9 protein-coding genes are annotated in these 13,912 nt (G+C 65.9%); 2 read left to right on the top strand and 7 right to left on the bottom strand.

Going from position 1 to position 13,912, the window contains the following annotated elements; translation table 11 throughout:
* The 7 genes from QZY03_RS00860 to QZY03_RS00830 form a co-directional block, all read right to left on the bottom strand.
* On the bottom strand, positions 1-518 hold a 518-nt coding region (locus QZY03_RS00860; RefSeq protein WP_295577243.1), incomplete at its 3' end, for a hypothetical protein.
* Positions 519-959: 441 nt separating this feature from the next.
* Positions 960-4,460 carry a transcription-repair coupling factor gene (gene mfd, locus QZY03_RS00855; protein WP_295577241.1) on the bottom strand — a complete coding sequence of 1,167 codons (3,501 nt, stop codon included), beginning with the start codon at positions 4,458-4,460 and terminating at the stop codon, positions 960-962.
* A gap of 390 nt (positions 4,461-4,850) precedes the next feature.
* Positions 4,851-5,291, bottom strand: coding sequence for a sulfur globule family protein (locus tag QZY03_RS00850; RefSeq protein ID WP_295577239.1), 441 nt, complete (start codon positions 5,289-5,291; stop codon positions 4,851-4,853).
* A 262-nt stretch (positions 5,292-5,553) separates the two neighbouring features.
* Complete coding sequence (locus QZY03_RS00845; protein WP_295577245.1) at positions 5,554-6,483, bottom strand: uracil-DNA glycosylase family protein; 930 nt, start codon at positions 6,481-6,483, stop codon at positions 5,554-5,556.
* 70 nt (positions 6,484-6,553) lie between these two features.
* A complete protein-coding gene (locus QZY03_RS00840; protein WP_295577237.1) occupies positions 6,554-8,104 on the bottom strand; it encodes a 2-isopropylmalate synthase in 1,551 nt (516 codons plus the stop codon).
* Positions 8,105-8,199: 95 nt separating this feature from the next.
* Positions 8,200-8,592, bottom strand: coding sequence for a hypothetical protein (locus QZY03_RS00835; protein WP_295577234.1), 393 nt, complete (start codon positions 8,590-8,592; stop codon positions 8,200-8,202).
* A 41-nt stretch (positions 8,593-8,633) separates the two neighbouring features.
* On the bottom strand, positions 8,634-10,628 hold the full coding sequence (locus QZY03_RS00830; protein ID WP_295577232.1) for an EAL domain-containing protein: 1,995 nt from the start codon (positions 10,626-10,628) through the stop codon (positions 8,634-8,636).
* A 213-nt stretch (positions 10,629-10,841) separates the two neighbouring features.
* Between QZY03_RS00830 and QZY03_RS00825 the strand changes: the two genes are divergently transcribed.
* Together QZY03_RS00825 and QZY03_RS00820 are read left to right on the top strand one after the other, a co-directional pair.
* Positions 10,842-12,743, top strand: coding sequence for an ATP-binding cassette domain-containing protein (locus QZY03_RS00825; protein ID WP_295577230.1), 1,902 nt, complete (start codon positions 10,842-10,844; stop codon positions 12,741-12,743).
* 9 nt (positions 12,744-12,752) lie between these two features.
* Positions 12,753-13,694 carry a patatin-like phospholipase family protein gene (locus QZY03_RS00820; RefSeq protein ID WP_295577228.1) on the top strand — a complete coding sequence of 314 codons (942 nt, stop codon included), beginning with the start codon at positions 12,753-12,755 and terminating at the stop codon, positions 13,692-13,694.
* Positions 13,695-13,912 lie beyond the last annotated feature (218 nt).

The following is a 13,912-nucleotide window of genomic DNA, read 5'->3' as shown; positions in this document are numbered from 1 at the left end:
GCGTCCAAGAAAATGACGTTCGGCGATCCGCCGCCCTCGGGGGAGACGAGCATCCGGTGACGTGCCTCGGCCCAGTCGTCCAGCCGCAGACCTTGCGGGCGCCAGATCAGTTCGCGACCCGCTGAGCGTCCGTTGGTGGAATGCGGCACGCGTTCGCCGACCAAGGCGTGATCCGGATAGAGCAGGTCCAGGGTGTCGATAAAATCGATGGTGCCGTGGACCAGGAGAAGCGGGGACGCTCCGAAGGGTGTTTGCTCCAGCATCAGCGCAAAACTACCCCACTGCCGAAACCGGTGGTGATCGCTGGGACGGGCCGGCAGCGGGGTGCGCGTGTGAAGCCAATGGCCGAAGGCTCCCCACAGGGTGGCGGTGGCACGCAGCAACCACGACTTGCCGGTGCCGTTGGGACCGCTGAACAACACCCGCGGTGCGACCTCATCGCTCCAGGAATCTTTGAAATCGAAGACTTGGCTGGCGAGCGGACCGGCGTCTTGGGTATGGATGGAGCGGATCTTCATGGGAGGCGCAGTCGCCGCTGGAGGGTTCTGGTGAGTGTAGTCCGCTCAGTCATGCCGAGGCGAGCCCAACGAGGGATCTCAGCTTTGCGTTGGACTCGACCTGCTAATGGCCATGGCAGTTCTCTTCCCCGGCCCTCCCCGAAGGGGGAGATGAGGAGCGCGTTCCCGACGCGACGTTCCCTCGACCTCCAGTGGCCAGGCGTGGAGGCGTTGATCATAAATTCGGCCCTCTCACCAACGGCGAGGCCGCTGGTCCGCACAGCGGACCCTACGGATCTGTCACCGTAATTCAAATGGTCCCCGTGGGAGCGGCGTCCCGCCGCGATGCGGTGCCGCGGTGACCTCGAACGCTACGGTGACACGCCCGGCCCCATCGCGGCGGGACGCTGCTCCCACGGGGTCGCTGCGCGACTTTTGCGGTAAGCCTCGGTCTCCGGTCGCCTACCCCACCAACTGCTCCACCACCCTTCCCACCTGCGCAATCCGCTGAGCGGGGTCGGTAAGATCACGAAAGAACCGCAGCTTATCCCCGCCATCAAGCTTGTATTCTTTCGGTTTCGTTTGAATCAGCTTGATCAACCGGGTTGGGTTAACCTTGGTATCCGCCGCGAAGAGCACCCGCCCGCCCGCCGGGCCGGCCTCGATCTTTTTGATCCCAAACGGCTGGACAATGAGCTTGAGTTCGGTAATCGCCAGCAGGTTCTTGGCCGGTTCGGGCAATAACCCGAAGCGGTCGATCATTTCGACCTGGAGTTCTTTCAATTCCTCCTGGTCCTTGGCGCTGGCGATGCGCTTGTAGAGCACCAGGCGGGTGTGCACGTCGGGCAAGTAATCGGCCGGCAATAGCGCGGGGATGCCCAGATCGATTTCGGCACCGTGGTCGAGCGGGCGGTCCAGTTCCGGGGTGCGGCCGGCTTTGAGTGCCTGCACCGCCCGCTCCAGGAGATCCATGTAGAGGCTGAAGCCGATCTCGTGGATCTGACCGGATTGTTCATCGCCCAGGAGTTCACCGGCGCCGCGGATTTCCAGGTCATGGGTGGCGAGGGTGAAGCCGGCGCCCAGGTCTTCCATGGATTCGATCGCTTCCAGGCGCTTCCTGGCGTCCTCGGTCATGGATTTGGGCGGCGGGGTGATCAGATAGGCGTAGGCGCGGTGATGGGAGCGGCCGACCCGGCCGCGCAATTGGTGCAGTTGCGCCAGCCCCAGTTTGTCCGCGCGGTTGATGACGATGGTATTGGCGCTGGGCACGTCGATGCCGCTTTCGATGATCGTCGTGCACACCAGCAGGTTGAAGCGCTGGTGATAGAAGTCGCGCATGATCCGTTCCAGATCGCGTTCGCGCATCTGGCCGTGGGCGACCTGGACCCGCGCTTCCGGGATCAATTCTTCGAGCTTCTGCGCCTGGTTTTCGATGGTCTCCACTTCATTGTGGAGGAAGTAGACCTGACCGCCGCGTTTCAATTCACGCTGCACCGCTTCCTGGATCAGCCCGTCGTTCCAGGGGCTGACGAAGGTCTTGATGGGGTGGCGTTCGACCGGCGGGGTGGCGATGATCGACAGATCGCGCAGGCCCGACATGGCCATGTTCAGGGTGCGCGGGATCGGCGTGGCGGTGAGCGTCAGCACGTCGACCTCGGCGCGCAGCGACTTCATCTGCTCCTTGTGGCGCACGCCGAAACGGTGTTCCTCGTCGATGATCACCAGCCCCAGGTTCTTGAACTTGACACTGGGCTGCAGCAGCTTGTGGGTACCGACCACGATGTCCAGGGTGCCGTTGGCCAGGCCGTCCAGAATGACTTTCTGTTCTTTGGCGGTGCGAAAGCGCGATAGGCTCTCGACCTTGATCGGCCAGTCGGCGAAGCGGTCGGAGAAGTTCTCGAAGTGCTGCTGGGCGAGTAGGGTGGTCGGCACCAGCACCGCCACCTGACGGCCGCCGTCGGCGGCGACGAAGGCGGCGCGCATGGCGACCTCGGTCTTGCCGAAGCCCACGTCACCGCAGACGACGCGGTCCATCGGTTTGGGGTCTTCCATGTCGGCCAGCACGCCCTCAATGGCGCGCAACTGGTCCGGGGTCTCCTCGAAGGCGAAGGCATCCGCGAAGGCGGCGTATTCCTGCCCCGGCGCGGGGAAGGCGACGCCCTCGCGCGCCGCGCGCCGGGCATAGATGTCCAGCAGTTCGGCGGCCACGTCGTGGGCCTTCTCGGCGGCCTTGCGTTTGACCTTGTCCCACTGATCACCGCCCAGGCGGTGCAGCGGGGCGGTTTCGGGTGAGGCGCCGGTGTAGCGCGAGATCAGATGCAGTGAACTGACCGGGACATAGAGCTTGTCGCCCTTGGCATATTCCAGGGTCAGAAACTCGGTGGTCATGCCGCCGATGGTCAGCGTCTGGAGGCCCAGATAACGCCCGACGCCATGGTCCTCGTGGACGACCGGGGCGCCTGCGGTCAGTTCGGTCAGGTTGCGGACGATCGACTCGCCGTCGCGCTCACGCGCCTTGCGGCGGCGCTCCTGGCGGACCCGCTCGCCGTAGAGTTGGGTCTCGGTGACGATCACCAGATTCGGATCCGGTAACCACAGGCCCTGCTCCAGGGGCGCGACGGTGATGTTGATCGCGTCCCGGCCGCTCAGGAAGGCTGCCCAGCCCTCGACCTGGCGGGGGCGGATGCCGAAGCCGTGCAGGTGGTCGTTGAGCATTTCGCGCCGGCCCAGACCTTCGGCGACGAACAGGCAGCGGCGCCCGGGCTCGGCCAGGAAGTGCGTGAGGGCCTGGGCCGGGTGCTCGGCGCGCGCCTGGATGCCGAGCGGGGGCAGGGCGCGGGTGGCGAAGTTGTGGGCTTGCGCATAGCCCTTGCGCCGCTCCTCCAGTTCGCCGCGCTGGTAGAGGACACCGGACAGGCCGTTGAGCCGGTGGGCCAGTTCATCGGCGGCCAGCCAGAGCCGGGCGGGCGGCAGCAAGGGTCGCTCCACGTCATGTCGGCGCTGCTCGTAGCGGGCCTCGACGCCGTCCAGGAAGGTGGTGGCGGCTTCCCGGCAGTGAGCGGATTCCAGGGTCAGGACCCCGTCCGGCAGATAGTCGAACAGGGTCGCGGTCTGCTCGAAGAAGAGCGGCAGGTAATACTCCAGCCCGCCCGGGGTGCGGCCTTCGGAGACCTCCCGATAGATCAGGCTCGCCTTGGGATCGCCCTCGAACAGCGCCCGATAGCGCTGACGGAAGCCCGAGATCGCCTCCTCGCTCAGCGGGAACTCGCGTGCCGGCAACATCCGCACCTGGGTCAGGCGCTCGCGGGTGCGCTGGGTCTCGGGGTCGAAGGTGCGGATGGTGTCGACCTCATCGTCCATCAGGTCGATGCGCAGCGGCTCCTGGCTGCCCATGGGGAAGCAGTCCAGAATCGAGCCGCGCACCGCGAACTCGCCGTGCCCCATCACCTGCGAGACGCAGGAATACCCGGCCCGCTCCAGCCGGCGGCGGGTCGCGTCCAGGTCCAGGCGCTCGCCGATCTTGAGCACCAGTGACTGGCCGTCGACATAGTCCTGCGGCGGCAGCCGCTGCAACAGGGTGGCGACGGGCACCACCAGTACGCCGCGCCTGAGGTCCGGCAGGCGGTGCAGGGTCAGCAGCCGCTCCGAGATCAGTTCCGGCAGCGGCGAAAACACGTCATAGGGCAGGGTCTCCCAGTCCGGGAAGCTGAGCAGCGGGAGCGGGTCCGTGCCCGGCGCGCCGGCCAGGAAGAAGGCCAGCTCATCGCGCAGTCGGGCCGCGGCCTGGACATCATCGACCAGCGCCAGCACCAGACCCGGATGATGGCGCGCCGCCGCGGCAATGGCCAGTGCCGGCGCCACCCCCTGGAGCTTGCCCCACAGCAGGCGCTCGCCGGGGCGGGTCGGCAGCGGCGGGTTCAGGGGCGAGTGCAGGGCGGGTTGGGTGTCGGCGGGAGGCTTCATCGGAGGTGTGGGTTACGGCTTAGGGGCTTCGGGTCGGGATCTTCGCACGGCGCCCTAGAAAAAGCGCCCTCGGGGCGATTTTTCAAGGTAGGCCAGGTTCGGTGATCACGCATTGATGGCTCGGCACCCAGACGGACAAGGGGCGGGTTGATAGCCATCGGACGTGATAACCGGACCTAGCAGCGGGTTTCAAACCCGCCCCTACACCAAGGGTCTGTCCGGATATCAGGTTAAGAAGGCTATAAAACCCGCCCCTACACCAAAGGTCTGTCTGGATGTCAGGTGCGGCGGCTCCAGACTTGGGCTAGTGCTCATAAAAAAAGCCAGGCATTGCCTGGCTTTTTTTAGCACGCCATCCTTGCGTGCCGATGCGCGTCCCTGCCGAGCGCGTTACTTGGCTTCGGTCTGAGCCGGCGCAGCGGGGGCAACCGGCGCGACCGGTGCGGGGTAGGGCATACCGTAAGGGGCGCCGTAGGGAACGCCATAACCACCGTAAGGAACGCCATAGCCGCCGTAGGGGTAGCCATAGCCATAGGGCGCGCCGTAGCCGTAGCCGTTCCCATAGCCGTCACCGTAACCATAGCCGCGACCATAACCACGACCACGGCCATAGCCGCGGCCGGTGCCGCCGCCGCTCATGCTCATGTTGAAATCGCCGTAGCCGTCACCAAACATGTCGCTGAAAGCGTCGCCCATGCCGTCGCCCCAGCCGTTGTTGCCCCAGCCATTGTTGCCGTAGCCGTTGTTGCCCCAAGGGCCCCACCAGGCGGAGGCGGAGGCGGAAACACCCAAAAGGGCGGCGATCGCGGCAGCAGTAGCAAGCTTCTTCATCTGTCTCTCTCCAGTTCGATTGTGTTGTTGGCAGCAAGTGGGCCACGTACATCACCACCCACGGAAGAAATCATATTAGTAGTTGCTTAAATAGTCAAGTACATTTTTTTCCGGCACAAGGATCGCGAACCGCGGGCGTGAGAGTCTTTGGGCGATTTCCGGGAATGAACATCCCGACTGCGCAAGCCTGCAAGCTCGGTAGGTCTGTAGGGGCGACTTAAGTCGCCCCTACACGTCGGTAGGTCCTTTCCCGGAAATCACCTTAGTCCGCTCGGTCGCCGAGCCGCTTGGCCAGTGCGGTCAGGTCTTCCCACGCCTTGCCCTTGTACTCCGGTGACCGCAGCAGGTAAGCCGGGTGATAGGTCACGCGCAGGGGGATGGCGTCGGGACCATAGTCGAACCAGCGTCCACGCAGTCGGCCGACCGGCGTGTCGGTACCCAGCAGAGTTTGAGCGGAGATGCGGCCCACGGACAGAATCGCGCGGGGCCGGACCAGCGCAACTTGCCGCGCCAGGTAGCCCCGGCAGTGTTCGACCTCGTCGGGGCGTGGATCACGGTTGCCCGGCGGCCGGCATTTGAGAATGTTGGCGATATAGACCTGGTCGCGGTCAAGACCAATGGCCGCCAACATGCGGTTCAACAACTGTCCGGCGCGGCCGACGAAGGGTTCACCGGCCCGGTCCTCATCCGCCCCCGGGGCCTCACCGATCACCAGGAGGCGCGCCTGGCGATCACCGACCCCGAAAACGGTCTGGGTGCGGGTCTCACACAGGGCGCAGGCGCGACAGCCGGCGACCGTCGCGGCCAGGGTGTCCCAGTCCATGCCGGTCGGATCGGGCGGCAGGGTGGCGACGGCCGGCGGTGTCGGACCAGGCCGCGGCTGGCGGCCGGATGGCGCGAGCGGCGGCCGGGCGTCCGCCGGCACCGGCGCGGTGTGCGATGCCGGGGCGGGCTCCCAGTCCGGCTCCCAAACAGGCTCCCATCGTGAGTCGCTCTGCGGTTCGGGCGGTGGCTCAGGCGGCAGGGCCACCGGCGGCGCAAGCGCCGGCGCCGCCGGTGGTGGTCGCGGCGGCTCGGCGGGTGCAGATGCTGTCGTGAGGAGTCCATTGTCCCCGGCCGCCGCGCCCCCGCGCGGAACCCACAGGTCGATTCCCATGGCGCGCAGGTAGGCGCGGCGTCGTGATTCGTCCATCATCGCGCCCGCACTGCCCCGGTCATCGGCTCGGTCATGGACCAGTTCACGGCCTCGTTCACGTGAGGACTCAGACGTCCCCGGTCTGCGGATGGGCGCGCGTCGGCGCCAGCAGGATTTTGTTGCAGGCATTGAGATACGCCTTGGCCGAGGCGACGACGATGTCGGTGTCCGCCCCCTGACCGTTGACGATGCGCCCGCCCTTTTCCAGCCGCACCGTCACTTCGCCCTGAGCATCGGTGCCGCTGGTGATGGCGTTGACCGAATAGAGTTTGAGTACGGTACCGCTGTTGACGATGGCTTCGATGGCCTTGAAGGTGGCGTCCACCGGACCGCCGCCGATGGCGGTGCCGGGTTGCTCCTCGCCGTCGAGCATCAGGATCAGGTCCGCCTTGGGAACCTCCCCGGTCTCGGAGCAAACCCGCAGTGAGACCAGCTTGACCCGCTCGTTGGTCGCATCCAGGCTGGCGTCGCTGACCAGCGCCTGGAGGTCCTCGTCGAAGATCTCGTGTTTCTTGTCCGCCAGGTCCTTGAAGCGTGAGAAGGCGGCGTTGAGTTCCTCTTCGGACTTCAGTACCACCCCGAGTTCCTGGAGCCGGCTGCGCACGGCGTTGCGTCCGGAGTGCTTACCCAACACCATGCGGTTGGCGTTCCAGCCAACGTCCTCTGCGCGCATGATCTCGTAGGTTTCACGGTGCTTCAGCACGCCATCCTGGTGGATGCCGGCCTCATGGGCGAAGGCATTGGCCCCGACCACGGCCTTGTTGGGCTGGACCGGGAACCCGGTGATGCCCGACACCAGCCGCGAGCAGGGAACGATCTGGGTGGTATCGAGCCGCACGTCGCAGTCGAACAGATCCTGGCGCGTACGCACCGCCATGACGATCTCTTCCAGCGCGGCGTTGCCGGCGCGCTCGCCCAGCCCGTTGATGGTGCACTCCACCTGGCGGGCGCCGTTGCGCACGGCGGCCAGCGAGTTGGCGGTGGCGAGCCCCAGGTCGTTGTGGCAATGCACCGAGAAGATCGCTTTGTCGGCGTTCACCACCCGCTCTTTCAACGTGCGGATCAGGCTGCCGAATTGGTGGGGGATGTTGTAACCGACCGTATCCGGGATATTGACGGTACGCGCCCCGGCGTCGATCACGGCCTCCAGCACCCGACACAGAAAATCGATCTCGGAGCGGCCGGCGTCCTCCGGGGAGAACTCCACGTCGTCGGTGTACCGCAGCGCGCGGCGCACCGCGTAGACCGCCTGCTCCAGCACCTGATCCGGGCTCATGTTGAGCTTCTTCTGCATATGGATCGGGGAGGTGGCGATGAAGGTGTGGATGCGTCCGGCATTCGCCCCGGCCAGGGCCTCGCCGGCGCGGTCGATGTCCTTGTCGAGCGCGCGCGCCAGACCGCACACCCGACAATCCTTGATGACCGCGGCCACCGCCTTGACGCCTTCGAAATCACCCGGGCTCGCGATCGGGAAGCCGGCCTCGATCACGTCGACCTTGAGCTTTTCGAGTGCCTTGGCGATCCGCACTTTTTCGTCGCGGGTCATGGAGGCGCCGGGGCTCTGCTCGCCGTCGCGCAGCGTGGTGTCGAAGATGAAGAGATGGTCTTTGCTGCTCATAGCGTTGGGCTCGGGATGGTCTGCGGGTGGGCGCGCGGTACGTTAAGGCGCCAATCTTCGCAGCAAGGGCGACGGCTGTCACGGGGACCGCGCGCCTACTTGAGCTTCAGCAAGGGCCGATTGGGTGATTCCGGCCTGGGGGTGAGCGTCTTGCGCCCACAATCGACGACCAGATCCAGTTGTTCCAGCACCAGCTGACCGATCAACGGTTCGCACAGCGGTGGACCGACGACGCAATCCGTGACCATCGTGCGGCCCAGGATCTGAATTTCGAGACCGCGGGCGGTGGGCAATTCCTCCTTACGCTCGTCCGCGTAAGTGACGATGACCCGGTCCCCCCGCAGGAGTCCGAGCTTCCCTACCTCATCCTCTGGAAGCAAGACCATCACTGCTCCGGTATCCACCAGGCAGTCACGGATGCTGGCTGGAATCGTCGCGAGGTCTCCCTGGCCTCGCTCGGCCAGCCCCACGTCCAGAAAATTTCGCATGCGCGCGATTGCCCTAACTTCGCCCATCAGATTGATCCTGTTTACGATGCTGGAGAAAGCCGCATCTGGCCTGCGGTCGCCGCGCCGGCCGGGGCGGCGGCGATAAGGCTGAGGAAATCCGGCAGGGTCATCGGCCGATGGAACAGGAACCCCTGGAACTCGTCGCACCGATGCCCGAGCAGGAAGGCGTGGGCCTCCGGGGTCTCCACCCCCTCCGCCACCACTTTGAGACCCAGGTGGCGCGCGAGGTCCAGAATGGCGGTGACGATGACGGCGGCGGACGCGTCGGAGAGCAGATCGCGCACGAACGACCGGTCGATCTTCAGTGAGTCCACCGGCAGCCGCTTGAGATAAGCAAGCGAGGAGTAGCCGGTGCCGAAATCGTCGATAGCGAAGCGCACGCCGACGGCACGCAATCGCTCCATTTTGGCGGTGGTGTCTTCGATGTCCTCGACCAGGGTGCGTTCGGTGATCTCCAGTTCGATCGCCGAGGGTTCAACCTCGTGGTGGTGCATGAGGAATTCCAGATCCTCGGCAAAGCTCGGACGCCTGAAATAGCGCGGGCTCACGTTCACCGCCAGTCGCTGGATACGGGCCCCGCCGGGGGCGGCGCGGATCGCCCCCATGGCCGCGCAGGCCTGTTCCAGTACCCAATCCCCGAACGCGTAGACCAAGCCGCTCTCCTCCGCGACCGGCACGAAGTCCTCGGGCGATATGTCGGTGAGTCCCGATCCCGGCCAGCGCGCCAAGGCTTCGGCGCCGATCACCCGCCCGGATCCATCGATCTGGGGCTGGAAATGCAGTTCCAGGGTCTCGTTGGTCAGGGCGAGGCGCAGCGCCCGTTCCAGTTCCATGCGCGCCACCGCGGCTGCCTGCATCTCCGGTAGAAAGAAGCGGACAGCGTTGCGGCCGGCTTCCTTGGCTCGGTACATGGCCGTGTCCGCGGCCCGCAGCAGGGCGTCGGGGTCGTCGCCGTCGCTCGGATAGAGGGCGATGCCGATGCTGGCGCTGACATGCAGATCGTGGCCGTCGATCCGGTAGGGTTCGGCCAGCGCCAGGCGGACCTGCTCGGCTGCCTGACGGGCCAGATAAGCGGCGTCGACCGGATCCTTGGACAACTCGGTGAAGAGCAGCACGAACTCGTCGCCGCCGAGCCGGCTGGCCGTGTCGCCATCTTTGATCTCAGCCCGCAGCCGCGCGGCCGCGGCTTGCAGCAGCCCGTCCCCGATCTGATGCCCCAGCGAATCGTTGACGGTCTTGAAGCGGTCCAGATCGAGGAACACGAGCGCCCCCAGGTGGCCGTGGCGGCGCGCCAGGGCTAAGTCCTGATGCAGGTATTCCAGCAGCAGCCGACGATTCGGCAGGTTGGTTAACGGATCGTGATAGGCTTGGCGCACGATGTCGGCCTCGGCCTGTTCGCGGGCATTGCGCATGCGCAGGCTGTCGATCAGTGTGCGATTGTAGCGGATCGCGGAGAAAGCCAGCAACACGGCATAGAGCAAGCAGGTTAGCGCGACGCCAGGTCCGAGTTCAGACTCGAAAAGCCACAAGCGTGCCATCAGGGGGCCTAGCACCAGCGCGGTGAACAGCACCGAGGGTATGAGGAATACCGAGACGGCATTGATCCCGCCCGCGGTGATTCCCGCGATGACGAAGGCGAGCACCACCTGGCCTTGCGGATCACCTGCCGGGAACAGGATCACGCTCGTCGCACCCCACACCAATCCGTTGAGGATCACACCACCCAGGGCCCAGGTCAGGCGCAGCCGGTCCGGCGCCCGATAACCCGTGCCGCGGCGGAAGTAGAAATAGCCTAGAAGCCTCACGGCGCTGAGTGCGAGGGCCGTCGCGAGCCACGCGGACTGCACGCCATCGGGGTCGCCGTGAGAGATCAGCCAGACGGTCAGGATGGCCCCAGTGCTGACGCCGAACAGGGAGAAAGGCACGGCGTCGTAAAGCAGATCGATCCGCTGACGGAGGATGACCGCCGGGGCGGCGTCGGGTCGGGGTGATTGGTCGGACTGATCCGTGGGCATCGGTGCGCGATCCGTCTGTGGATTGAGGGCGTTGCGGTCTTCGTCGGGCGCCGTCGGCCGGGTTCGCGGCCGACCGTGCCGCAGTCTGTGCGCGGCTTGACTCAATCAATATGTTAGCCGATCCGCGCCGGGGCGTGACGGCGGTTTTTAGGATACCCTGCCGAACTTCAGCGCCGTCGCGTCGGCGGCCCCAGGCCCACTCCCGGAATCTCCATGAGTCTCTTGAGTATCGAATCGGTCGCCCTCTCCTATGGTCTTCCGCCCTTGTTGGAGGACTGTTCATGCGCCATCGACAAGGGTGAGCGGGTCTGTCTCATCGGACGCAATGGGGCCGGCAAGTCGACCCTGCTCAAGATCATCGCCGGCGAAATCCAGCCGGACTCCGGCGCGGTGCGGTGCGTGCAGGGCCTGCGGGTGGCGCGGTTGGCGCAGGAAATTCCCCGTCACGAGGACGCAAGCGTTTTCGATCTGGTGGCCGAGGGGCTCGGCGATCTGGGCGCATTGATGCGCGAGTATTTCCACCTGTCGCACCACCTGACGGCGGGCGCTCAGGCCGATGACCTGACGCGCCTGGCGCAGATTCAGCAACAACTGGATGACCGCGGCGGCTGGGAAATCGAACAGCGTACCGAGCGCGTCATCTCGCGCCTGGGGCTGGATGCCGAGGCTGCATTCAATGACCTCTCCGGCGGACTCCAGCGGCGGGTGCTGCTGGCCCAGGCGCTGGTGCTGGAGCCGGATCTCCTGATGCTCGATGAGCCGACCAACCACCTGGATATCGACTCGATCGATTGGCTGGAGGGCTTTCTCAAGGACTTTCAGGGGGCGCTCCTGTTCATTACCCACGATCGGCGCTTTCTGCAGCGGGTCGCCACCCGCATCCTGGAATTGGACCGCGGGTGCCTTACCGACTGGCCCGGTGACTATGCCAACTATCTGCGCCGACAAGAGGAGCGTCGGCATGCGGAAGCCCTGGCCAATGCGCATTTCGACCGCCGACTGGCGGACGAGGAGGTCTGGATCCGTCAGGGTGTCAAGGCGCGGCGCACGCGCAACGAGGGTCGGGTGCGCGCCCTGGAGTCGATGCGCCGCGAGCGCATGGAGCGGCGCGAGCAGCAAGGCACGGCCCGCCTGCGTCTCACCGAGGGTGAACGCTCCGGCCGGCTGGTGGCCGAGGCCGATGGCGTCACCTTCGGCTGGGGCGGTGCGCCGGTGGTGCGGGAGCTCAACACACTGATCCTGCGCGGTGACAAGATCGGCATCATTGGACCCAACGGCATCGGCAAAAGCACGCTGATCAAGCTGCTGCTCGGCGACCTCGAGCCCCAGTCCGGGACCATTCGCCGCGGGACGAACCTGCAGGTCGCCTACTTCGATCAATTGCGCGCCCAGCTCAATCCGGAGTGGACCGTCCAAGATAACGTGGCCGAGGGCAGCGACCAGGTCATGGTGGACGGGCAGCCCCGTCATGTCCTGTCGTACCTGCGCGACTTCCTGTTCAGTCCGGAGCGCGCCCGCCAGCCGGTCAAGGCGCTCTCGGGCGGCGAGCGTAACCGGCTGCTGCTCGCCAAGCTCTTCACCCGCCCCGCCAACCTGCTGGTGCTCGACGAGCCCACCAACGATCTGGACACCGAGACCCTGGAACTGCTGGAGTCTTTGCTGGTCGAGTTCTCCGGCACCATCCTTCTGGTCAGCCATGACCGCGCCCTGCTGGATAATGTGGTCACCAGTTCCCTGGTCTTTGAAGGCGACGGTCTGGTGCGCGATTACGTGGGCGGCTATGAGGACTGGCTGCGCCAGCGCGATCCGCCGCCATCCACGGCCGCGGTCAAGACCGCCGGCTTGACCCAAGCCGCCCAGGCCGCCACCCCGGCCCCCAAGGCTCCGGCAGCCAAACTCAGCTATAAGGAAGCGAAGGAATTGGCCGAACTGCCGGCGCGCATTGAGGCGATGGAAGCCGAGCAGGGTGCCCTGCAGACGCGCCTGTCCGATCCCGCGCTTTACCAGGGCGGTGACGCCGCGGCCGTGGTCACCGTGCGGGCGCGCCTCGCCGAACTCGAGGCCCAATTGGCGGCGGCCTATGTCCGGTGGGAACGACTGGAAGCCCGGCGTTAAGGAGCATCAATGACCACACCGCTCACTGTTTCGCTCGTCCTCGGCAGCGGCGGCGCCCGCGGGCTCGCCCATATCGGGGTCATCCGCTGGCTGGAGTCGAACGGCTTTACGGTCCGTTCGGTGGCCGGGACCTCCATGGGCGCGCTGGTCGGTGGCATCTATGCCGCCGGCGAGTTGGACGCCTTTGAGCGCTGGGCGCGGGCGCTGCGTCAGACCGACGTGCTGCGGCTCTTGGATATCGCCTGGCATCCGTCCGGGCTCTTCAAGGGCGAGCGCGTCATCGAGACCCTCAAAGGGTTGATCGGTGCCCGCAACATCGAGGATCTGCCGATCACCTTCACCGCGGTGGCGACCGATGTAGAGGCGGAGAAGGAAGTCTGGCTCAATCGCGGACCTTTGTTTGACGCGATCCGCGCGTCGATTGCGGTGCCCACCGTTTTTACTCCGTTCGAGATCAACGGCCGTTGGCTGTTGGACGGCGGCCTGGTCAATCCGATGCCCATTGCGCCAACCTTGAGCGACGGTACGGACCTCACCATTGCGGTCGATCTGGCCGGCCCCCGCGAGTCGGTTCCGGCGATCCGGGCCGCGATGGCTCCGGTGACCGCGCCGGCTGAACCGACGGATGTGCTCGCCGGCTATCAACGCCGCATCATCGCCTTCATCGACGAGGTCCAAACCAAGCTCGGGGTTCAGCCCCAGCCATCCGGCCATCAGCCAGCCGGGCAATGGGGTCTGGGGGACGTGATTCAGGGATCGTTCGAAACCATGCAGGGCATCGTCTCGCGCTTCAAGCTCGCCGCCTATACGCCGGACGCCATCGTCACCATCCCGCGCGACGCCGCGCGCGCCTTCGAGTTCCACCGTGCCGAGGAACTCATCGATCGGGGTTGGCGGGAGGCCGGGCAGGCTTTGTCCCATCTGATCGCGGTGTCGCCGCGCTCCGAATAGGTGCTCCGGTGTGCGCGCATCGGCGCAGGGGCTTGGGTGGGCCTTGATCGTTGTTCCCGCCGACCGCGGACGGTCCTGATCGGGTCGGGGTGACGGGATTGCGCCCGTCACCCCTCCCACACCACCGGACATGCGGTTTTCCGCATCCGGCGGTTGAGCCTAGCGGGCTGTGCCCGCAAGCGTCCACCGAGATGAACGCCCATTGGACCCCTTCTTGC

Origin of the sequence: uncultured Lamprocystis sp., from assembly GCF_903933125.1 — a bacterium.
In the GTDB taxonomy this organism is placed as follows: Bacteria; Pseudomonadota; Gammaproteobacteria; order Chromatiales; family Chromatiaceae; genus Thiodictyon.
This window is presented reverse-complemented; position numbering and strand designations above follow the sequence as displayed.